We start from the raw sequence: 19,641 nt of genomic DNA, 5'->3' as shown, positions 1-19,641 counted from the left end.
CTCGGCTGAACCAGAGGCAGCCGAGCATGGGCTCGGCTCTACAGGTAACCGCCTCCTCAAGAACTCCGCAGCGGCGGCCGCGCATGCGCATCGCGCCGCAGCGACTGCGCCCGCTTGGCGATCGCACGCACCACGACGGCGGTGAAGAGCAACGCGGAGGGCACCGCGTACCAGAAGTTGCCGGGCACGCGCTTGAAGTACGAATAGGTGAACACTGCGGCGATGATCCACATGCCGGTCACGTGCAGGCGACGCCACGCAGTGGGACCCATGCGGCGGGCGATGCCACGATGCGAGGTGATGGCCAGGGCGAGGATGGCTACATAGCCGATCGTGCCCGGCAGGTTGGCCAGGGCTGAGCGCGCCGGCCAGAACGCGGGGTTGAGGATGCCGAAGGCGGTGATCGCCACCGCATGCAGCAGGTGCGAGAACGCGAACGACAGGCCGACGATGCGACGCTCGCGCAGCAGGAAGCGGGTGAACGGGCCGGGCAGCAGGCTGGCGAACGAGGATGCGGTGAAGGCGACCAGGAACAGCAGGAACGATGTGCGTGCCGTCACCCGGATCGCCGCGCGGCTGCCCTCGACCACGTCGGGCTGCAGGGTGAACGCCGCCAGTGCGAAGGCGATCAGGACCACGGCGATGGCCACGAACAGGCGCCAGCCGTGCAGGGAGGACGTATTGGAAACAGCCATGATCAAACCTCGAATCAGGAAATGGGTGGCACCGGCCTCTGGCCGGCCAAGGAATGGGGAGTGCCGGCCGCTGGCCGGCGCCTTCAACAGTCGTTCGGCACAACCAGCACGCCGGCCGCGCACAGGTCGCCCAGCAGCGGAATGCAGGCTGTGCGTAGTTCGTCGGCGGCCACGCCATGAAGATCGGCCAGTACCTGCAGCGCGTCTTCCGCACGGGCGCCGTCATCGCCGAACGCCGACAGCAGCGCATATGCCAGCGGTGAAAGTTCCTGCACCTGCAGGCTGAAGTCACCCAGGCGTCGCAGCAGCAGCAACGTCGGCATCGTGGTAGGCGCACCGTTCTGGCCGGCGTCCTCATGCACAGGCCACTGGTAGCCCAGCACCCGCACCAGTGGAGACAGCGCCAGCACGCTGCCTGCCTGTGGCGCATGCAACGGCTGCTGGCCGGTGTCCCGCGCTTCAATGTGCAGTGCCTGCTGCGTGCTTTCGTAATGCGCCAGTTCCGCCACCCAGCCCGGCAGCGCGAGGTCTGCCTGCACGCCCAGCCACGCGGCGAATTCGCCGGCGATCTGCGGGAACAGCGGGGTATGGCAGGCATGCCGCGCGTAGTAGTGCTCCACGGTGTCGCGCCAGCAGGCATCACCCAGTTGCGCCTGCAGGCGCGGCAGGCTGCCTGCCAGCAGGCTGTCCAGGCTGTCGATGCAGAGGCGGCGGTAGACCGCCATCCGCCGTGCATCGATGCCCTCAGGCGCGGGCATCGATGGGTCGCGTACATGGTCGGCCCAGCGCTGCTGCAGGGTGGCCAGCGGCTCAGCCATGGGCCACCTCGGGCGGCAGCACATCGGCCTGCGCGTGGCGGATCTGCTCCACCTCGGCCAGCAGCTCGGCCAAAGGCGGGAAGTTGAAATCGCGCTCCAGCAGGGTGGGGCGCACGCCGACACGCGCATAGGCCTCCCCCAGCAGCGCCCAGACCACGCCCTTCACCGGCGCGCCGTGGGTGTCGATCTTGAAGCCATCGTCTTCGTCGAAGTGGCCGGCCACGTGCAGCGAGGCGACGCGATGCGCCGGCACGCGTGCCAGGAAATCGAAGGCGTCGTAGCCGTTGTTGCAGGCGTTGACGAAGACATTGTTGACGTCCAGCAGCAGGTCGCAGTCGGCCTCGGCCAGCACTGCAGTGATGAAGTCGATCTCGCTCATGTCCGCGCCTGGCACGGCGTAGTAGGAGATGTTCTCCACGGCGATGCGCCGGCCCAGTGTGTCCTGCACCTGGCGGATGCGACCGGCAACGTGATGCACGGCCTCAGTGGTGAACGGCAGCGGCAGCAGGTCATAGACATGGCCGCCGGCGGCGCAGTAGCTCAGGTGTTCGCTGTACAGCTGCACCTGGTGCAGGTCGAGGAACGCGCGGGTCTGCGTCAGCAGGGTGCGGTCCAGCGGGTCCGGCCCTCCCAGCGACAGCGACAGGCCGTGGCAGGTCAGGCGGTGGCGCTCACTCAGCTGGCGCAGCGCGGCGCCGTGGGCACCGCCAACTCCGATCCAGTTGTCCGGCGACACTTCGAGGAAGTCGATGGCATCGGCCGGCATCGCCAGCAGTTCATCGATCAGGCCACGGCGCAAGCCGAGACCGGCACTGGCGGAAGGCAGGGGCAAGCGCATGCGACGGTACTCCAGGGCAGTGGCGCCGCCGTGGCGGCGGCGCCGGGGGGAACGATCAGTCGTTGACGCGGGAGAACAGGCCCTTCGGCATCGGTTTGCCGTTGGCGGTGTAGACACTGCGCAGGTAGTCGTGCGCCTCCTGTTCGCTGATGTAGCCGTCGTGGTCGGTGTCGATGCGGTCGAATTCAGCGGCGCGCTTGGCCGCCACGGCGTTGAACTCGGCACGCGAGACCCGGCCGTCGTGGTCACGGTCGGTGCGGGCAAACGAAGCGTCGCCGCACTTGCCTTCGCCACACTGGCCTTCGGCCACCTTGGCCTTGGCGGCAGGCTTGCCAGTGGCGGCCTTGTTGGCGCCGCACTTGCCTTCACCGCACTTGCCTTCGGCGGCGGCGCTCATGGCCACGGCACCGATGGCCAGTGGCTGGATCGCGGCCGCCTGGCCGGCCAGCAGCAGGCCACCGGCCAGGGCGATGCCGATGGCGCCGATGCGCGGCAGACGGGAAGCAGCGGTGTTCTTGGTCGAGACGGACATGGTGATGACTCCTTGGATGGGCACGCAGGGCGTGCGGGATGGACGCCGCTTGAAGGCGACGGAAACGAAGGGAAGAAGCGCGGGAAGGGGTTAAGCGGATCAGGCGTTGCGGCGACGGCGCAGTCGGTAACCCAGCAGCAGGGCGCCGCCGAGTAGTGCGCCACCGAAACCGATACCGGGCAGCAGCGCGGCGACCGGCAGCAGCAGGGCGATCAGGCTCACGCCCCAGCCGAGGCCGTCGTTGCCCGCCGCGGCGCGCTGCGGGCCGGCCAGCAGGCGGTCCAGGCTGAGTGCACCGCCGCCGTTGAGGATCAGCGGCAGCAGCATGGCCAGGAACAGCAGCGGCAGCTTGAAGTTGCCGTAGCCCTGGTCGGTGATTGCGTAGCCCTGCCACAGCTCACCCAGGCTGTTCCATTGGTCCGGCCAGTGCACGGCAGCGATGGCAACAAGGGTCAGCACCCAGAAGATGTAGGCCACCGAGCGCGTGGCCAGGCCCAGCAGCAGCATCACCGCGCCCACCAGTTCCAGCCAGGTGGCCAGCTGCCAGTTGAGTGACGCAGGCAGGGTGGAGAACGGGAACGGGAAACGCCCTTCCAGGTCGGCGAACCAGTTCTGTCCGCCCAGCTTCTCGCGGCCCGATTCAAAGAACTCCCAGGCCAGCAGGGCGCGCAGCGCCAATGGCGAGAGCCAGCGGCCGACGGCGTCCAGGCGGGGTGTATACACGGAAGAAGCGGAGCTGATCATGGGAGTGTCCTGCGGGCCAGTGGTCGATGGAGGCCATTCCGAGCCACGCAGGTATCGGCAACGTGTGCTGTTGCCCGGGGTTTTGTCAGCGACTGTGGCTGTGTCAGGGGGTTCGTACAGTCAGATACAAAGACGCCGCGTCGGGCGTTCGCCGGGCCATGCCCAGCGGCCGAATGTATCCAACTGTAGAAATCCGCCGCCGCCCTACAGTCCGGTACAACTCTGCCTCGCAGCGAAACAGCGCCGATACACCCCCAGGCGGAAATGGACACTCCCAACACCGGAGTGCCACCCATGATCCGCACCACCCTGCTCGCCGCTGCCCTCGCCCTTGCCGGCGTCGCGACGCCGGCATTCGCCGCCGAGGCCGATGCCGGCGCCGCGCCCACCGTCATCCTGGTCCACGGTGCCTTCGCCGATGGCTCCAGCTGGAACAAGGTCATCACCACCCTGCATGACTGGAAACTGCCTGCGGTGGCCGTGCAGAACCCGCTCACCTCGCTGGCCGACGATGTGGCCGCCACCCGTCGCGCGATTGCCGCCGCACCGGGCAAGGTCGTGCTGGTCGGCCACAGCTGGGGCGGCACGGTCATCACCGAAGCGGGCAACGATCCCAAGGTGCAGGCGCTGGTGTACGTGGCCGCATTCGCACCGGATGCCGGGCAGTCATCGGCACAGCAGGGCGAGGGCTATCCGGTCGGCCCGGGCCTGACGCGCCTGCAGGAGAAGGACGGCTACCTGACCCTGCCAGCCGACGCCATCGCCCAGGACTTCGCACCGGATGTGATGAAGAAGACCGCTGCACTGTTGTACAGCACGCAGGTGCCATTGAAGGCCAGCGCGCTGGGTGAGTCCGTCACTGTGGCCGCGTGGCGCAGCAAGCCGAGCTGGTACGTGCTCAGCCGTGACGACCGCATGTTGTCGCCGCAACTGCAGGCGGCCACCGCAAAGCGCATTGGCGCGCAGCTGCAATCGATCGGCAGCAGCCATGTGTCGCTGCTCTCGCACCCGGCTCAGGTGGCTGACAGCATTCTGGAAGCCGCAGGCGTGAAGCCGGCCGAACTGCCGCTGGCCGAGCAGGGAGGCTGAACGATGGGCGCGCTGCGTGTGTATGTACTGCCGTTGCTGCTGGGCCTGCTGGGTGGGGCGGCGCTGCTGATGGCCTTGCCCAGCCCGGAGGCCGGTGCGCATCCGGCGCAGGCCGCTCCTGCTGCCGGGTTCGATGGCGGCGGGCCCTGGCACAACAGCCCACCGCTCGCGTTGAATCAACTGCGTGGGCAGGTGGTGCTGGTCGAGTTCTGGACCTACGCCTGCAGCAACTGCCTCAACGTGGCACCGCATGTGCACCAGTGGCATGCACGTTACGCGCGGCAGGGCCTGCAGGTGATCGGCGTGCATACTCCGGAGTTCGCCTACGAAGGCCTGCCCGGCAATGTGCGCAAGGCCATCGCGCGGCTGGATATCACCTGGCCGGTGGTGCAGGACAACCAGTACCGGATCTGGAACGCCTGGGGCAACCGCTTCTGGCCGGCGCTTTACCTGGTCGACCGGCAGGGCAGGGTGGTCTACCGCCACTACGGTGAAGGCGATTACGCACGTACCGAAAGCGAGATCCAGCGCCTGCTGGCCAGCCCCTGAGCCGCGCTACCATGGCCGCGCCGCGCGGCCTTGACCTCCGTCTTCATCGAGAACGCAATGAACCACGTACCGCACATCCTTGTCGTCGACGATGACAGCGAGATCCGCCAGATGCTGGCCGACTACCTGCAGCGCAACGGCCTGCGCGTCAGCCAGGCCGATGGCGGCCGTGCGATGCGCGCGCTGATGGACACCCACGCGGTGGACCTGGTGGTGCTGGACGTGATGATGCCCGGCGAGGACGGGTTGAGCCTGTGCCGCAACCTGCGTGCCGGCAAGCATCGCGCGGTGCCGGTGGTGCTGCTGACCGCCCGCGACGACGAAACCGACCGCATCATCGGCCTTGAAATGGGCGCCGATGACTACGTGACCAAGCCGTTCTCCTCACGCGAACTGCTGGCGCGCATCAATGCGGTGATCCGGCGCACGCAGATGCTGCCGCCGAACCTGCAGGTGAGTGAAGCCGGCCGCCAGTTGGCCTTCGGCGACTGGCGCTTGGATACCACTGCCCGCCATCTGCTGGATGCGCAGGACACCGCCTATCCGCTCAGCGGTGCGGAATTCCGACTGCTGCGCGTGTTTCTCGACCACGCCAACCGTGTGCTCAGCCGCGACCAGCTGCTCAGCCTTACCCAGGGCCGTGATGCAGAACTGTTCGATCGTTCCATCGATCTCCTGGTCAGCCGCGTGCGCCAGCGCCTGGGCGATGACGCGCGTGAGCCCACCTACATCAAGACCGTGCGCAGCGAAGGCTACGTGTTCAGCGTGCCGGTGCAGCTGCTGGGGCCGGAGGAATGAACGCCCGCGCGCGCCGCCTGCCGTGGCCGCGCACGCTGTCGGCGCGCCTGCTGCTGGTGCTGCTGGGCGGTTTGATCCTGGCCCATGCGCTGTCCTTCGGCCTGTTGTTCTACGAACGCTACCAGTCCACCCGCAGCATGATGCTGCGCAACCTGGACGAGGATGCAGCAGTGAGCGTGGCCCTGCTGGAACACCTGCCGGCCGACCAGCGCCAGGCCTGGGTGCCGCGGTTGGAGCGGCGCACGTACCGTTACCTGTTGCGCCCGGCACAGGCCGGCCCGGCGTTGGAAACCGATCGTGCGCGCCAGGTCACCGCCATCATCGATGACAGTCTGGAACACCGCTATCCGCTGCAGGCGCGGCAGGTGGCACGGCTGCCGGAACGTTTTGAAGTGGAGCTGCGCCTGCACGACGGTTCACCGTTGACCATCGAAGTCACACCGTCGGGCCTGCCGCTGGCGCGCTGGCTGCCGGCCGTGCTGCTGGTGCAGCTGGCCCTGCTGCTGGTATGCGCCTGGCTGGCGGTGCGGCTGGCATTGCGCCCGCTGCGGCAGCTCTCGCACGCCGTCGAGCAACTGCAGCCTGGCAAGGACGCACCGATGCTGCCCGAAGACGGCCCCGCCGAAGTGGGCACGGCCGCAGCCGCGCTCAATGCACTGCAGGCGCGGATCCGTGGCCATGTCAGCGAGCGGCTGCAGATTCTGGCGGCCATCTCGCACGATCTGCAGACGCCGATCACGCGCATGAAGCTGCGCGTGGAAACCCGGCCCGAAGATGCCACCCAGCAGCGCCTGCTGGATGACCTGGACCACCTGGGGCAACTGGTGCGCGAAGGCGTGGCCTACGCGCGCAGCAGCCACGTGGCCAGTGGCGCGCCAGTGGCGATGGATCTTGGCGCGTTCCTGGCCAGCGTGGTGGGCGACTATGAAGACATGGGCAAGGCGGTCAGTGGTGGCGCACCCACAGGCCTGACCGTGCAGACCTGGCCGCAGCCGCTGCGGCGGGTGGTCGGCAACCTGGTCGACAACGCGTTGCGCTACGCCGGTAGTGCCGAGATCGAGGCGGGGCGCGATGCAGCAGGCCGGCCGTGGATCAGCGTGTCCGACCGCGGCCCCGGCATCCCGGAGGACCAGCTGCAGGCGGTGCTGGCACCGTTCCATCGGCTGGAAAGCTCACGCAACCGCGATACCGGCGGCACCGGGCTGGGTCTGGCCATCGCCGTGCAGCTGGCGCAGTCGCTGGGCGGCTCGCTGCGGCTGCACAACCGTGAGGGCGGTGGCCTGCGGGCCGAATTGCAGCTGCCGGGGTAACTGGCGGGGTCAATACATCCACGCACCTGCATGGCCTCGGGATCGGCGATCATCTAGCGGGTGTCGAAACCAGGAAACACGCAATGCAGGGAACGCAGCATTCAATCCAGCGTGCGCGCCACGTCGCGCTGCTGGTCGGTCTACTCGTGCTGGCCGCATGTCAGCGCACACCGGATGCGCTGACCGGGACACCCGCAGCGGGCACATCGCTTGCCGCCCCGGCCACGGCAACAGACCTCTCTCCGCTCCTCGATGCCTTGCCGACCTGCGCGCTGGACGGCTGGTACATCGATCATCAGACTGGGCGTCCGGCCCATCCCTGGCTGGCCGAGGACGCGTCGACACCCTGCAAGGTGGATGAGGAAAACGAGATCGCCACGTTCTGCGTGCGGGGGCAATGGAAAGGATTGCCGGTGGAGGAGGTGATCCTTCCGACGATGACGTTCGTTTCATTCCGTGGTGCGAAGATCGGCCTGCCGCTGGAGAGGGCACGCTCGATTGTCCGCCATCAGTTCGGGCAGGATTTCCCGGGTGGTGCGGCCTACGAGGCGGGACGCGAGCCGAAATTGATGGCCGATCCCGAGGATGCACAGCGCTCGTGGCTGCTGTGCAGCACGCCGGAACCGGGAGACGACCTGGGCGACCAGGCAGGCGTGAGCTATTCCGGCATGAACCTGCCCTACGACCACGACGGATGCAGCTATCGCTACAGCCCGATCGATTTCTGCGATGCGCAGCACGTGGCGCGCATCGAGGAAGCCCTCAGGAACGAAAAGCCCAACTTCAACCAGCACTACCTGCTGGTGCAGGTCGATGATCGCCCCGGGTTCTTCCAGCGCTCGGTGGTGCTGGTCGACACCCGCACCGGACGCGCCACGCCATTGCCGATCGATGCCTTCACCGGGCCAGCGGAGAAGGGCGGAGACGCCATCCGCTACGGAACCCTGGAAACGGGCGTAGACCGGCAGCAGTTCTGCCTGGATGGCGCGTTGCTTGTCTATCGCGCGTTCGAGGAAGGGCGGTTCTGCTTTGGCTTTGATGGTGAGCGCTTCACCGGGCACGAGACGCAGTACATGCAGCCGATGGATGGCCGATGACCGGCATTTCACCCGGGTCGTGACACCCTGCCAGGAACCTGCACCCACGGGAACGAGGCTGTTGAAGGCGAACAAGCAATGACCGCGGCGCGGCAGCGCTCGATGTGGGTGGCCGGCCTGTCCACGGTGGTGGAGTGGTACGACTTCACCCTGTACCTGTACTTCGCCACGGTGTTGTCGCGGGTGTTCTTCGGTGGTGGCGAGCAGGCGCTGCTCGTCACGCTTGCCGGCTTCGCGGTGTCCTACCTGATGCGTCCACTGGGCGCGCTGTGCTTCGGCCACCTGGGCGACCGCCTGGGCCGGCGCTGGATGCTGCTGGCTTCGATGGCGTTGATGGCGGCGGCAATGCTGGCCACTGCGCTGCTGCCAACCGCGGCCACCGCAGGCACCACGGCGGGCGCGCTGCTGCTGGTACTGCGCTGCGTGATGGCGTTTTCGGTGGGCGGCGAATACACCGGCGTGGTGGCCTACCTGCTGGAAAGCGCACCCGTGCGGCGACGAGGCCTGGTGACCTCGCTGGCGTCGGCAGCCAGCGAAGTGGGGGCGCTGCTGGCGGTGGCGATTTCCGCGCTCACGGTCGCGCTGCTGCCCACCGCGCAGCTGGACAGCTGGGGCTGGCGCATTCCGTTCTTCTTCGGTGCCGCGCTGGCACTGGTGATCCTGGTTGCGCGGTCGGGCATGCGTGAATCGCCTGAGTTCGAGCGCCAGCAGCGCGAGGGCAGCATTCCCGCCACGCCGCTGCGGCATGTGCTCCGCAACCATCCCGCAGCAGTGGCGCGCACCTTCGCGATCTCGGCGCTGGGCTCGATCACCTACTACGTGGGCATCACCTACGTGCCGTCGTTCCTGCATGCGCAGGGTCATGACGAAGCCGATGCGCTGTGGCTGTCGACGATTGCGGCAGTGGCGGTGATCGCGATCACGCCACTGTGCGGCGCATTGTCCGACCGCGTCGGACGACGGCCGGTGCTGCTGGGCCTGACCGTGCTGGCAGCGCTGCTGCCGCTGTCCCTGTTCGCGTGGATGGCGCAGGCGACGGCGCTGGGCATCGCGCTGGCCGCCGTGCTGCTGGCCTGCGTGGCCGGTGGTGTCAGTGCGGTCGCGGCCCCGGCCACGGCCGAGCAGTTCCCGGGCGAAGGCCGGGTCAGCGGGTTGGCACTGGGTGTGACCATGGCCACCGCGGTGTTCGGCGGCGCGACGCCTTGGCTGGCGCAATGGTGGGTGGAACGCAGCGGCTGGGCGGCGGCACCGGGCGCGATGATCGCGCTGGTGGCAGTGCTGGTGCTTCCGGTGCTGTGGACCCTGCCCGAGACCGTCCCAGGCAGGGCCAGACGCTAGCCGATCAGACCTTCAGGGTCTGCTCGATGTCGGCCAGTACCGCGGCCGCATCCACGCCGATGGCGACGGACTGCAGCACGTGGCCATCCCACACGCTGGGGCCGAAGCCCATGCCTTCCGGCTTCGGAATGGTCATGCCACGGGCAACGCCGTCGGTGGCCACGCGCACGCTGGCACGCTCGAACTGGAACAGCTCCGGACGGGTCAGGGCAATGCAGGCGCAGCAGTCGTGCACGACCATGCCCTTGTGGCCGGCCTGCAGGTAGAAGTCCACGTAGTCCTGCGACAGTGCACGGACCAGCTCGGCGTCGGCGCCGCCGAGTGCGGCCAGCTTATCCAGGCCGTCACGGTCCATTTCCACGCGGGTGGTCACGTCCAAGCCGATCGCGGTGACCGGCCAATCGGTGGTGAACACCACATCGGCTGCTTCGGCATCGCCCCAGATGTTGGCCTCGGCGGTCGGGGTGATGTTGCCGTTGACGTGGAAGGCGCCGCCCATCAGCACCACGCCGCGCACCAGGCCGGCGATGTCCGGTGCCTGCTGCAGGGCCAGGGCCAGGTTGGTCATGCGGCCCACGGCGACCAGGGTCACCTCGCCCGGATGGGCGCGGACCAGGTCGATGATCAGCTGGTGGGCGGGGCGCGCGTCGGCGGTCAGGTCCAGTTCGGCCGGCACCGGGTGGTTGCCCAGGCCGTTGTGGCCGTGGATGTGCACCGGCCAGGCTTCCGGGGTGGCTTCCGGCTGCAGCGGGCCACCGGCACCGCGCGCGACCGGGGCGGCAAAGCCCCAGGCCTGCTTCAGGTACAGCGCATTGTGCGTGGTCGACTCCACCGAGGCATTGCCGAAGGTGGTGGTGACGCCGATCAGGTCGATCTGGGCGTGCTTGTGCAGGTACAGCAGGGCCAGGGCGTCGTCGACGCCCGGGTCGGTATCGAAAATGACTTTCAGCATGTTGTTGTTCTTCTTCTTCCGTGTGGTGCGGGGGGCGCCGGCGGCCCGGAGACAGGCCGGCGCGCCCTACATTGTCCCATCTTCATGACAGGCAGGGCCAATGCCGGCGCGGCGGGCCATAATGCCCCCAGTCCAGGCACGGAGTCGCCGCATGCTGATCGTTGCCCTTCTGCTGGTCCTGCTGGTGCTGGGCCTGAACGTGGTGGCTACCGTGGTGATCGTCAAGCGTGATGGCCTGTCGGCGGGCGGCCGGACGGTGCAGTTGCTGCTGATCTGGCTGCTGCCGCTGGTGGGCGCAATCCTGTGCATGGCGGTGGCCACGGCCGATGGCTCGGGAAGCCGGGGGGACAACGGTCTCGGCGGTGCCTACGATTACTCGGGCGGGTATTCCGGCGACAACTACAGCCAGCACAACCACAGCAGTTCCGACTGTGGAAGCGACGGCGGCAGCAGTGACGGTGGTGGTGGCAGCTGCAGCGATTGAGGTCTCTGTAGAGTCGAGCCTTGCTCGACTGCACTTCGCTCCAACGCCGCGGTGCCTGGTCGAAAAGCAGTCGAGCATGGCTCGACTCTACAAAAGCGACGACGGCCCGCTCAGCCGCCGCCTTCGGTCGGCAGCGGCGCCGGCACATTCAACAACCCGCCTGCCGCGACATAGGCGGCCAGCGCCTGGCCCTGGCTGAGCAGGTGGCGCTCCATGGTGCGTTCGGCGGCGGCGGCATCGCGCCTGCGGAAACACTCCATCAGTTCGCGGTGCTCGGCCAGCGACTGCGCGGTACGGCCCGGAGTCAGCAGCTGGCGGCCACGGTGCATCTTCAGGATGCGGTGCAGGTCGTGGGTGATGCGGATCAGCCACGGGTTGCCGGCATAGTGCTGCACGGTTTCGTGGATGAGGTAGTTGTTGCGGTAGTACTCGGCGATGTTGCCTTCGGCCGCTGCCGTCTCCATTGCTGCATGCAGGTCTTCCAGCTGCTGCACACCGGCATCGTCGATGTGCTTCACCGCCTCGTGCGCGCAGCGGCCTTCCAGCATCGCCATCACCGGAAACAGCTGGTTGAGGTCTTCCAGCGTCAGTCGCGTGACCCTGCTGCCACGACCCGCATCGATCTGCACCAGGCCTTCAGCGGCCAGCAGCTTCAGGGCCTCGCGCAGCGGTGTGCGGCTGATGCCCAGTTCTTCGCACAGCGCGGGCTCGTCGATCCACTCGCCCGGCGGCAGGCGATAGTCATAGATGCGTTCGCGCACGTGTTCGGCCACCTCTTCGTACAGAGGTGCGCGCTTCTTCGGTGACCGCGGGGCAGGGGCAATAGCCATGCGCAGAGTGTAACGCCAGGTCGTGCCGACCAGTGGCCGGCACGACCGTTCGACGGTTACATCCAGCCGGGCACCACGAACACCAGCCAGGCCAGCAGCGGCCCCAGCGCGACCACCAGACCGCTGTACACCAGGAAGCGGCGGAACAGGGTCTCGCGCTCTTCCTTCGCGGCCGAGGCCACCACCAGTGCGCCATTGGTGGAGAACGGGCTGACATCGACGATGGTGGACGACACCGCCAGCGCGCAGATCACGCCGGCGGCGCTGAGGTGGCCCTGCATCAGAAACGGCACCGCCAGCGGAATCGTGGCGCCCAGTACCGCCGCCGAGGAGGCGAATGCGGAGACGATGCCGCCGACGTAGCAGACCAGCAGCGCGCCCAGCAGCGGAATGCCGATGTCGGACACGCCGTTGCCGATGAAGTCCACCGCGCCGGCATGTTCCAGCACGCCGATGTAGGTCACCACGCCGCAGATCAGCAGCACGGTGGACCAGCTGATGCCATCGACCGCACCCTTCTGGCTTTGTGGCGACAACAGCGCCAGCGCCACCGCCACGGTGATCGAGACCAGGCCGACGTTGAGGTTGTAGATCAACGCGGCCACGCCCAGGCCGAGCAGGCCGATCAGGGTGAACAACCGCTCGCGGGTCAGGCCCACCGCGTCCAGTGCCGCCGGATCATTGCTGAGCGTGCCGCCGCCTGCTGCGACCAGCGCGCCATGGCCTTCGATCGCGAACTGGCGCGACGACGCCTGCGGGCCACCGGCCATCGCCAGTTCGGCAGTGCCGATCGTTCCTGCTGCGGTGATCGAGCCACGCCGCAGCAGGGCGACGCCACCGAAAGCGAAGAAGCAGATCGTGGCCATCATGAAGTTGAAGCCCAGGCTGGTCAGGAACACCGCCATCTCGGTCACTTCCAGCCCGGCCTTCTGCACCACGCCGTTGGTGATGCTGCCGTACACGCTGATGGGCGAGAAGCCGCCGGCCTGCGCACCGTGGATGACCAGCAGGCCCATCATCAGCGGGTTGATGTTGTATTGCTTGGCAAAGCGCAGCGCGACCGGCCCGATGATCGCCACCGCGGCCGGACCGAGCGCGCCGAAGGCGGTGAGGACCGCGGTGATGACGAACATCACCCACGGAATGGCCACGATATGGCCGCGTACCGCTTTCACCGCCCAGTGCACCAGCAGGTCGATGGTACCGTTCTTCTGCGCGATGGCGAACAGGTAGGTGATGCCAACCAGGGTCAGGAACAGATCGCCGGGAAAGCCGGCCAGGACCTCCTTGCCGCCCATGTCGACCCACAGCCCACCGATGATGAAGGCCAGCGCGAAGGCGACGGCACCCATGTTGATCGGTAGAGCGGTGGCGATGATGAACATGATCACCAGGCCGATGATCGTTGCGATTTGTGGACTCATGCGCCCTCCCAGACACGTGACTCACGTACAGCGCGGATGGAGACCCGCCATCCCGGGGTAAGGCGACGTACTGCGTGTTGCGTACTGCTCGAACCCGTTACTGCAGCCGCTCCAGCGCGTTGCGGACCCAGCCCGCCGCGCCGTCAAGGCTCTGGAATTCCTCCACCGCGCGCACCTCGCAGCACGGATAATCGGACGCGACCATGCGGGCCAAGGCATTGCCCGGGCCCAGCTGCAGGAACACCCGCGCACCGCGCTCGTAGGCCTGGCGCATCACCTGCGCCCACTCGATGGTCTGCGCCAGTTGCAACGACAGCGTGTGGACCGCCGTTGCGCGATCCCGCACCGGACGCGCATCGATGCCGGCCAGCAGCGGCAGGCGTGGGCCCTGCAGCGCCGAGGCATCGAGTGCGGCGGCGAACGCTGCGACAGCAGAGCGGAGCAGCGGCGTATGCGCGGGCACATGCACCGGCAGCGGGCGGATCTCCGCACCCTGCGCGCGAGCGTCATCGGCCAGCGCCTGCAGAGCGGCCTGCGTGCCGCCGACGATGAAGTGATCGCGGCCGTTGGCGATGGCCACATGTGCGCCGTGTGCATCACACAGCGGCTGCAGGGTATGGCGCTCCAGCCCCAGCACGGCCTGCATGCCTGCATCGGCAGGGCTGGCGGCATCCATCAGCCGCGCGCGCTGCGCGGCCAGGCTCAGGCAGGTGCTCGCATCAACGCTGCCGGCAACCACATGCGCCGCCAGTTCACCGATGCTGTAGCCGGCCACCAGCACCGGCGCTGGCACTGCTTCGCGAAGTCCCTGCCAGTGCGCGAGGCTGGCTGCACACAGCAGGGGCTGTGCGAGCGCATTGCCGAAGCGCGATTCGTCAGCGGCCGCCGCGAACACATCGCGTCCAAGCACTGCGCTGGCAGCCTCAAGTACGTTGTGCGCGGCAGGCAGATCGCGCACGCGCTCGAACATCGCGGCGTGCTGCGCGCCTTGCCCGGGGCAGAGCAGGGCAAGGCTCATACGCCCTCCTGCTGCAGCAGGAACCAGCTGCAGGCAAGCAGATCAGCACTGCCACCAGGGCTCAGGCGGCGTGCGACGAAGCGCTCACCGATGCCGTGCAGGCGTGCCTGCCAGCCGGGTACGAAGGTACCGCCGTCCCGCAGAAAACGGCGCGCCTGCCGCTGGGCCCAGCGCAGGCCGTCGGCGCCGCCACGGTGCAGCAGGTTGAGGTCATCCACGCACGCGATCAGCTGCATCAGGGTCTGGCACATCGCGGCCTCGCGTGGCAGGCCGCTGGCCAGTGCGTGGCGCAGGGTAGGCAGTGCCACGTCGCGCAGCAGCGGGTAGCCGGTGGCCGCTTGTTCGCGCACACCTTGCACGCCGTGCCGCGCGCGCGCGCGCTGGCCAGGGCTGTTCGCATCCAGAGGTGCGCCGGCGAGCTCGGCAGCCCAACGGCGCACTTCCTGGCAGACTTGCTCACCCGTGGCGGCATGGCCCAGGTGGGAGCGACAGGCCGCGGCGGCCGCCACCAGCAGGCCGAGACTGAAGACCGCGCCACGGTGGGTATTGATGCCGGCGGTCGCGCGCAGCATCGCGGTTTCGGCGGCGATGCCACACCGGCGCAAGGCGTCGAAGTCCGCCCCGGCTGCACCGAGGTATGCCACGGCGGTGAAATAGTGGCGCAGCGCGAACAGGCTGCGCAGGAACGTGCCGGCGTCCATGTCGTGATGGCTGCCGGTGTCGAAGGGCGTGACCAGTCCGGGCTTGGGCGCCAGCGCCAGCTCCGCATGCAGGCTGGCGACGGCGAGGCGCCCCAGACGCGCGGTGTCCACGGCAGCTGCCGGCCTCACCGCCGGTTGCGCGACGGCGTTCATGCGCTCACCCCGGCGGAGGCGAACAATGCCTCGCGTGGTTCCAGTGCGGCACCATCGAGGCGCTTGACCAGTACCTCGCGGCTGCGTCCGGCGTACTCGCGCCAGTTCACGGCGGCATCGCCGCCCAGGCACAGCTCGCCATCGACCCGCCGGTCGTGTTCGGCTTCCCATGCCTGTAGCCGTGCAGCCAGGGCATCGGCCTGCGCGGTGCTGTCGATCGGCCACAGCAGATCGACGTCCGAGCGCGCGTGCACATAGCGCAGGCCAGTGAGGTGCTGCCACGCGAAGGCACCGATTACGCGCGCCCCAGCGATGTTCTGCAGCACTTCAAGGGGCCGCTGCCAGTCCTGTGGAACGTCGCCTTCCAGCACCGTCTGAAGTGTCGGCGGCGGCGCGGTGCGCAGCACATCGTGTGCTGGTACGCGCAGGGCCAGGCGCAGTTTGCCCTCGACGGGCGGTAGCGGCACGCCCAGACGCAGGCGGGGGTCCGCATCATCGGCGGCACGTCGCGCGACAATGGCCGGCCGGCCCTGCGAAAACCAATCGGCCAAGCGCGACTCATGCGCGGCAATGTCCGCCTGCCAGCCGGCGTGCGCTGACAGCCAGACCAGCGTATGGCGGGGCAGCCGCTCAGGCATCGCCCTGGCTCACGGCAGCAGCCACGCGTGCGGCCAGCATGCGCCCGCCACGTTCGGCTCCGCGCACGGCGCGGCGGTCGCCATCGGCGGGCGTGCGCAGTGCCTGCAGCAGGTGGGCGGCCAGGTTGCCGTTCCAGATCGAGTCCACCGCACCCATCGCTACATAGTTTTCCACGCCCGGTGCGAACACCGGTGAGGTCTGGCTGAGCGACTGCAGCTTCTCCAGCGGCTGCTTGGTCACCCGTGCCATCGCGCGCAGGTCCATCACCCGCACCTGTGCATCGGGCAGGGCGTGGATGTGGTCGGCCATCAGACCGAATGAGAGGAAGCCGCCACTGACGGATTCACCGTAGACCAGCGTGACCAGTTGCGCACCACGGCGGCGTGCCAGATCGAGCGTCTGCGCGAGATGCGCAAAGTAACCATTGATGCCAAGCAGTTCGTCGCGCCGCGCCAGGCGCTGGCCGGCGGTATCCACCAGCATCACGATCGGCCGCTGAGGATGTGCGCGGGTGCTGGCCAGCACCATCCCGGCCAGTGCCAGTGCGTGGTCCACGCCGACTTCGAGTTTGTCGGCGGTACCGATCACGGTCACCTCGCCGTCCTCGGTGGTAGCGCTGCCGGTCAGCACCGAATCGTTCACCGCAATCGCATGCCCCTGCGGGAACAGGGCATCGAGCAGGCTCTGCAGTTGCATGCTCATGGCAGGCTCCGGTCGGCGGTGGCGATAAGGAACTCATCGGTGTCGAGCAGTGGCAGGCGTTCGGGGTGGGGAATGCCCAGCCGCGCCCAGATCTCCAGGCCATCGCGGCAATCGCTCCAGGCCTGCACGCGCGCCTTCAATGCCACATGGCGTTCCTGCAGCGCGGCCAGTGCAGTCACTGGATCGATGCTGCGGGTATCGGGCTGCAGCGCATCGAATGCCGCATGCGCGAAGGCCTCGATGGCATCGGGTACCAGCACCTGTGCCTGGTCGATCAGGTAGCGGTGCTTGCCACCGGTCACGCGCCAGACCAGTGCGCGGTCGCGGGAATCGAACTCTTCCACGCCACGCACGGTCTCGATCACTTCCGGCCCGGACAGCGACAGGCGTCCTTCTTCGGACATGATGACCGTGCTGCAGCAGCGGGCCACGATGCCCATGCCGCCGAAGGCGCCGTTACCGCTGCCGATCAGCGCGATCACCGGCACGCCCGCTGCACGCGCGTCCAGGGTGGCGCGCATGATCTCGGAAATGGCGATGAGCCCTGCATTGGCTTCGTGCAGGCGCACGCCGCCGGTGTCGAGCAGGAGCAGCACACCGTCAGGGCGGGTCGCCGCCGCACGGCGCAGCAGCCCGGTCAACTTGGCGCCATGCACCTCGCCCACGCCGCCGCCCATGAATTCACCCTGCTGTGCGGCCAGCAGCACGCGTCTTCCCTGCAGCGTGGCTTCGCCGACGACGATGCCATCGTCGAAGGCAGCCGGCTGGTCGAGCTGGGCCAGGTGCGGGCTCATCACGCGCCGTGCGGGGCCGAGGAATTCGCGGAACGAACCGGCATCGACCAGGCCGCCGATGCGTTCGCGTGCATCGGCTTCGTAATAGCTGTGGCGTTGCACGTGGCTCATGGCGTGCCTCCGGCCAGCAGGGTTTCCACGGCCTGGTCCAGTCGCAGGCTGACCACCGCCGGAGTTGCACCCGCATCGTTGATCGAGATGCGTACATCGCGCAGCGGATGACGCTCTGCGAAGTCGCTGATCACCGCTTGCCACACGTTCCCGAAGCCCTGCGCGGCGGTAATGATGCGCACCGTCATTGCGCCGTCCAGTGCGGCCGGCTCCAGCAGGATTTCCAGGTTGCCCGAGGCCAGCACGCCGACCAGCACCGCATCGCGCGGAAACTGCACCGCAGTGTGTCCTTCGAATCGATAGTCGAGGGTTTCCATGCTCAGCCCCTTACCAGTTGCGGAAGCGCTTGGGCGGGTCGTACAGTCCGCCGGACCAGCGCACCAGGTCCTTCACCGAACGCGCCGCCAGCAGGTCACGGCTGGCATCGCGCACAGAGATGCTCAGGTCGTCGGGACGGCGGATCACGCCGCGGTCGCGCAGGTTTTCCACCATCGCGCGGTCGCGGCCCATGCCCACGGCGGTATAGCCGGCCACGCCACGGATCGCCTGTTCGCGCTCCTCAGGGGTGCGGCACAACAGCAGGTTGGCGATGCCTTCCTCGGTCAGCACATGGCTGACGTCGTCGCCATAGATCATCACCGGCGGCAGCGGCATGTCCGCACGTTCGGCCAGTTCCCACGCATCGAGGCGTTCGACGAAGGCCGGCGCCATGTGCTCGCGGAAGGTTTCCACCATCTGCACCACCAGCTTGCGCCCGCGCGGCATTTCGCCCGGGCGTGCTGCCTGCTGGCCGGCCTTGATCCAGGCATCGCTGGCGTGGCGGCGACCGCGCGCATCCGAGCCCATGTTTGGTGCGCCACCGAAGCCGGCGATGCGGTCGCGGGTGGCGGTGGAGCTGTTGCCCTGCAGGTCGATCTGCAATGTGGAACCGATGAACATGTCGCAGGCATACAGGCCGGCGGTCTGCGAGAACGCACGATTCGAGCGCATCGAGCCATCGGCACCGGTGAAGAACACATCGCCTCGCGCGGCGATGTACTTCTCCATGCCCAGTTCCGAACCGAACGAGTGCACTGACTTCACGAAGCCCGATTCAATGGCAGGAATCAGTGCCGGGTGTGGGTTCAGTGCCCAGTGCTGGCAGATCTTTCCCTTCAGGCCGAGCGATTCGGCGTAGGTGGGGAGCAGCAGTTCGATGGCCGCCGTATCGAAGCCGATGCCATGGTTGAGGCGGTTCACGCCGTACTCGGCGTAGATGCCCTTGATGGCCATCATCGCCATCAACACCTGGATCTCGGAGATCTGCGCCGGGTCGCGGGTGAACAGCGGTTCGATATGGTTCGGCTTCGGTGCCTGCACCACGAAGTTGACCCAGTCAGCGGGAATGTCGACGCGGGGGAGGGTGTCGACGATTTCGTTGACCTGGGCAATGACGATGCCGCCACCGAAGGCGGTGGCTTCGACGATCACCGGCGTGTCTTCGGTGTTCGGGCCGGTGTAGAGGTTGCCGTGGCGGTCTGCGGCCTGCGCGGCGACCAGGGCCACGCGCGGGGTCAGGTCGATGAAGTAGCGGCCGAACAGTTCCAGGTAGGTGTGGATGGCACCGATCTGGATGCGCCCTTCAGCCACCAGGTTGGCCAACCGCACCGACTGCGGGCCAGAGAACGAGAAGTCCAGTTTCGAAGCGATACCACGCTCGAATACATCCAGGTGCGAGGGCAGCGACAGCACCGACTGCACCATGTGCAGGTCGTGCACCCGTGCCGGGTCGAGGTCGGCCAGGGCCTGGGCGAGGAAGTCGGCCTGCTTCTGGTTGTTGCCCTCCAGGCAGACTTTGTCGCCTGGCTCCAGCAGTGCGTGCAGCAGCTCGCCCACATCGGTGGCGGCGACCTCGCGTCCCCGGGCCCACGGCGCGGCACGTTCCAGGCGGGCCTGGCGGCTGCGTTCCAACGTATCCCAGCTCGGGTTCATCGACCGGCTTCCGATTGGTGTCGATGTAATTACGGCATAATTACGACGAGGGGT

General features: G+C 67.8%; 22 protein-coding genes. 7 read left to right on the top strand and 15 right to left on the bottom strand.

Annotated elements, in window-relative coordinates; genetic code table 11:
* Positions 1-56 precede the first annotated feature (56 nt).
* From ACTJJM_RS03185 to ACTJJM_RS03165, 5 genes are all read right to left on the bottom strand, one after another.
* Positions 57-695, bottom strand: coding sequence for a ferric reductase-like transmembrane domain-containing protein (locus tag ACTJJM_RS03185; RefSeq protein ID WP_049413541.1), 639 nt, complete (start codon positions 693-695; stop codon positions 57-59).
* 83 nt (positions 696-778) lie between these two features.
* A complete protein-coding gene (locus ACTJJM_RS03180; protein WP_329766766.1) occupies positions 779-1,513 on the bottom strand; it encodes an HvfC family RiPP maturation protein in 735 nt (244 codons plus the stop codon).
* On the bottom strand, positions 1,506-2,351 hold the full coding sequence (locus ACTJJM_RS03175; protein WP_010483448.1) for an HvfB family MNIO-type RiPP peptide maturase: 846 nt from the start codon (positions 2,349-2,351) through the stop codon (positions 1,506-1,508). The genes ACTJJM_RS03180 and ACTJJM_RS03175 overlap by 8 nt, the downstream gene beginning before the upstream one ends.
* Before the next feature lie 55 nt (positions 2,352-2,406).
* A complete protein-coding gene (locus tag ACTJJM_RS03170) occupies positions 2,407-2,883 on the bottom strand; it encodes an HvfA family oxazolone/thioamide-modified RiPP metallophore (protein WP_010483445.1) in 477 nt (158 codons plus the stop codon).
* A 99-nt stretch (positions 2,884-2,982) separates the two neighbouring features.
* Positions 2,983-3,627, bottom strand: a complete 645-nt coding sequence (locus ACTJJM_RS03165) for an HvfX family Cu-binding RiPP maturation protein (RefSeq protein WP_010483443.1) — start codon at positions 3,625-3,627, stop codon at positions 2,983-2,985.
* Positions 3,628-3,921: 294 nt separating this feature from the next.
* Between ACTJJM_RS03165 and ACTJJM_RS03160 the strand changes: the two genes are divergently transcribed.
* From ACTJJM_RS03160 to ACTJJM_RS03135, 6 genes are all read left to right on the top strand, one after another.
* On the top strand, positions 3,922-4,716 hold the full coding sequence (locus tag ACTJJM_RS03160) for an alpha/beta fold hydrolase (RefSeq protein ID WP_010483441.1): 795 nt from the start codon (positions 3,922-3,924) through the stop codon (positions 4,714-4,716).
* Between the two features lie 3 nt (positions 4,717-4,719).
* Positions 4,720-5,265 (top strand): redoxin family protein, encoded by a 546-nt coding sequence (locus ACTJJM_RS03155; protein WP_019336971.1) that lies wholly within the window; start codon positions 4,720-4,722, stop codon positions 5,263-5,265.
* A 57-nt stretch (positions 5,266-5,322) separates the two neighbouring features.
* Positions 5,323-6,063: a response regulator gene (locus tag ACTJJM_RS03150; protein ID WP_010483437.1), complete on the top strand. Its 741-nt coding sequence runs from the start codon at positions 5,323-5,325 to the stop codon at positions 6,061-6,063.
* On the top strand, positions 6,060-7,373 hold the full coding sequence (locus ACTJJM_RS03145) for a sensor histidine kinase (protein ID WP_440865140.1): 1,314 nt from the start codon (positions 6,060-6,062) through the stop codon (positions 7,371-7,373). Before ACTJJM_RS03150 ends, ACTJJM_RS03145 begins: the two co-directional genes overlap by 4 nt.
* Positions 7,374-7,456: 83 nt before the next feature.
* Positions 7,457-8,470, top strand: coding sequence for a hypothetical protein (locus tag ACTJJM_RS03140; protein ID WP_019336972.1), 1,014 nt, complete (start codon positions 7,457-7,459; stop codon positions 8,468-8,470).
* 78 nt (positions 8,471-8,548) lie between these two features.
* Positions 8,549-9,808, top strand: a complete 1,260-nt coding sequence (locus ACTJJM_RS03135; RefSeq protein WP_440865139.1) for an MFS transporter — start codon at positions 8,549-8,551, stop codon at positions 9,806-9,808.
* 4 nt (positions 9,809-9,812) lie between these two features.
* Here ACTJJM_RS03135 and ACTJJM_RS03130 read toward each other — a convergent pair whose 3' ends face one another.
* Positions 9,813-10,760 carry a nucleoside hydrolase gene (locus ACTJJM_RS03130; RefSeq protein WP_440865138.1) on the bottom strand — a complete coding sequence of 316 codons (948 nt, stop codon included), beginning with the start codon at positions 10,758-10,760 and terminating at the stop codon, positions 9,813-9,815.
* Positions 10,761-10,911: 151 nt separating this feature from the next.
* On the opposite strand from ACTJJM_RS03130, the gene ACTJJM_RS03125 reads away from it, so the two are divergent.
* A complete protein-coding gene (locus ACTJJM_RS03125; protein ID WP_049413512.1) occupies positions 10,912-11,244 on the top strand; it encodes a hypothetical protein in 333 nt (110 codons plus the stop codon).
* 110 nt (positions 11,245-11,354) lie between these two features.
* Here ACTJJM_RS03125 and ACTJJM_RS03120 read toward each other — a convergent pair whose 3' ends face one another.
* From ACTJJM_RS03120 to mdcA, 9 genes are all read right to left on the bottom strand, one after another.
* Positions 11,355-12,074 carry a GntR family transcriptional regulator gene (locus ACTJJM_RS03120; RefSeq protein WP_019336976.1) on the bottom strand — a complete coding sequence of 240 codons (720 nt, stop codon included), beginning with the start codon at positions 12,072-12,074 and terminating at the stop codon, positions 11,355-11,357.
* A gap of 56 nt (positions 12,075-12,130) precedes the next feature.
* Positions 12,131-13,498 (bottom strand): SLC13 family permease, encoded by a 1,368-nt coding sequence (locus ACTJJM_RS03115; RefSeq protein ID WP_313269222.1) that lies wholly within the window; start codon positions 13,496-13,498, stop codon positions 12,131-12,133.
* A gap of 97 nt (positions 13,499-13,595) precedes the next feature.
* Positions 13,596-14,516, bottom strand: coding sequence for a malonate decarboxylase subunit epsilon (mdcH, locus tag ACTJJM_RS03110; protein ID WP_100448004.1), 921 nt, complete (start codon positions 14,514-14,516; stop codon positions 13,596-13,598).
* Complete coding sequence (gene mdcB / locus ACTJJM_RS03105; RefSeq protein WP_164190757.1) at positions 14,513-15,370, bottom strand: triphosphoribosyl-dephospho-CoA synthase MdcB; 858 nt, start codon at positions 15,368-15,370, stop codon at positions 14,513-14,515. Before mdcB ends, mdcH begins: the two co-directional genes overlap by 4 nt.
* Positions 15,367-16,008, bottom strand: coding sequence for a malonate decarboxylase holo-[acyl-carrier-protein] synthase (mdcG, locus tag ACTJJM_RS03100; RefSeq protein WP_053442662.1), 642 nt, complete (start codon positions 16,006-16,008; stop codon positions 15,367-15,369). The genes mdcB and mdcG overlap by 4 nt, the downstream gene beginning before the upstream one ends.
* The gene (gene mdcE, locus ACTJJM_RS03095) at positions 16,001-16,705 is read right to left on the bottom strand and encodes a biotin-independent malonate decarboxylase subunit gamma (RefSeq protein WP_049413545.1); all 705 of its coding nucleotides are present in this window, start codon (positions 16,703-16,705) and stop codon (positions 16,001-16,003) included. Before mdcE ends, mdcG begins: the two co-directional genes overlap by 8 nt.
* 2 nt (positions 16,706-16,707) lie before the next feature.
* The gene (locus tag ACTJJM_RS03090; protein WP_440865137.1) at positions 16,708-17,616 is read right to left on the bottom strand and encodes a biotin-independent malonate decarboxylase subunit beta; all 909 of its coding nucleotides are present in this window, start codon (positions 17,614-17,616) and stop codon (positions 16,708-16,710) included.
* Positions 17,613-17,933 (bottom strand): malonate decarboxylase acyl carrier protein, encoded by a 321-nt coding sequence (mdcC, locus tag ACTJJM_RS03085; RefSeq protein WP_440865136.1) that lies wholly within the window; start codon positions 17,931-17,933, stop codon positions 17,613-17,615. Before mdcC ends, ACTJJM_RS03090 begins: the two co-directional genes overlap by 4 nt.
* A gap of 10 nt (positions 17,934-17,943) precedes the next feature.
* A complete protein-coding gene (gene mdcA / locus ACTJJM_RS03080) occupies positions 17,944-19,587 on the bottom strand; it encodes a malonate decarboxylase subunit alpha (protein WP_440865135.1) in 1,644 nt (547 codons plus the stop codon).
* Positions 19,588-19,641 lie beyond the last annotated feature (54 nt).

Origin of the sequence: Stenotrophomonas sp. 22692, assembly GCF_052045015.1 — a bacterium.
GTDB lineage: Bacteria > Pseudomonadota > Gammaproteobacteria > Xanthomonadales > Xanthomonadaceae > Stenotrophomonas > Stenotrophomonas geniculata.
Note: the sequence above shows the minus strand (reverse complement) of the source record. Positions and strands in the feature narration are given on the sequence as shown.

Excerpts from the sequence above, each read along its gene's own strand:
- ACTJJM_RS03185 (WP_049413541.1), bottom strand. The coding sequence starts at position 695 with ATGGCTGTTTCCAATACGTCCTCCCTGCACGGCTGGCGCCTGTTCGTG.
- ACTJJM_RS03180 (WP_329766766.1), bottom strand. The coding sequence starts at position 1,513 with ATGGCTGAGCCGCTGGCCACCCTGCAGCAGCGCTGGGCCGACCATGTA.
- ACTJJM_RS03175 (WP_010483448.1), bottom strand. The coding sequence starts at position 2,351 with ATGCGCTTGCCCCTGCCTTCCGCCAGTGCCGGTCTCGGCTTGCGCCGT.
- ACTJJM_RS03170 (WP_010483445.1), bottom strand. The coding sequence starts at position 2,883 with ATGTCCGTCTCGACCAAGAACACCGCTGCTTCCCGTCTGCCGCGCATC.
- ACTJJM_RS03165 (WP_010483443.1), bottom strand. The coding sequence starts at position 3,627 with ATGATCAGCTCCGCTTCTTCCGTGTATACACCCCGCCTGGACGCCGTC.
- ACTJJM_RS03160 (WP_010483441.1), top strand. The coding sequence starts at position 3,922 with ATGATCCGCACCACCCTGCTCGCCGCTGCCCTCGCCCTTGCCGGCGTC.
- ACTJJM_RS03155 (WP_019336971.1), top strand. The coding sequence starts at position 4,720 with ATGGGCGCGCTGCGTGTGTATGTACTGCCGTTGCTGCTGGGCCTGCTG.
- ACTJJM_RS03150 (WP_010483437.1), top strand. The coding sequence starts at position 5,323 with ATGAACCACGTACCGCACATCCTTGTCGTCGACGATGACAGCGAGATC.
- ACTJJM_RS03145 (WP_440865140.1), top strand. The coding sequence starts at position 6,060 with ATGAACGCCCGCGCGCGCCGCCTGCCGTGGCCGCGCACGCTGTCGGCG.
- ACTJJM_RS03140 (WP_019336972.1), top strand. The coding sequence starts at position 7,457 with ATGCAGGGAACGCAGCATTCAATCCAGCGTGCGCGCCACGTCGCGCTG.
- ACTJJM_RS03135 (WP_440865139.1), top strand. The coding sequence starts at position 8,549 with ATGACCGCGGCGCGGCAGCGCTCGATGTGGGTGGCCGGCCTGTCCACG.
- ACTJJM_RS03130 (WP_440865138.1), bottom strand. The coding sequence starts at position 10,760 with ATGCTGAAAGTCATTTTCGATACCGACCCGGGCGTCGACGACGCCCTG.
- ACTJJM_RS03125 (WP_049413512.1), top strand. The coding sequence starts at position 10,912 with ATGCTGATCGTTGCCCTTCTGCTGGTCCTGCTGGTGCTGGGCCTGAAC.
- ACTJJM_RS03120 (WP_019336976.1), bottom strand. The coding sequence starts at position 12,074 with ATGGCTATTGCCCCTGCCCCGCGGTCACCGAAGAAGCGCGCACCTCTG.
- ACTJJM_RS03115 (WP_313269222.1), bottom strand. The coding sequence starts at position 13,498 with ATGAGTCCACAAATCGCAACGATCATCGGCCTGGTGATCATGTTCATC.
- mdcH (WP_100448004.1), bottom strand. The coding sequence starts at position 14,516 with ATGAGCCTTGCCCTGCTCTGCCCCGGGCAAGGCGCGCAGCACGCCGCG.
- mdcB (WP_164190757.1), bottom strand. The coding sequence starts at position 15,370 with ATGAACGCCGTCGCGCAACCGGCGGTGAGGCCGGCAGCTGCCGTGGAC.
- mdcG (WP_053442662.1), bottom strand. The coding sequence starts at position 16,008 with ATGCCTGAGCGGCTGCCCCGCCATACGCTGGTCTGGCTGTCAGCGCAC.
- mdcE (WP_049413545.1), bottom strand. The coding sequence starts at position 16,705 with ATGCAACTGCAGAGCCTGCTCGATGCCCTGTTCCCGCAGGGGCATGCG.
- ACTJJM_RS03090 (WP_440865137.1), bottom strand. The coding sequence starts at position 17,616 with ATGAGCCACGTGCAACGCCACAGCTATTACGAAGCCGATGCACGCGAA.
- mdcC (WP_440865136.1), bottom strand. The coding sequence starts at position 17,933 with ATGGAAACCCTCGACTATCGATTCGAAGGACACACTGCGGTGCAGTTT.
- mdcA (WP_440865135.1), bottom strand. The coding sequence starts at position 19,587 with ATGAACCCGAGCTGGGATACGTTGGAACGCAGCCGCCAGGCCCGCCTG.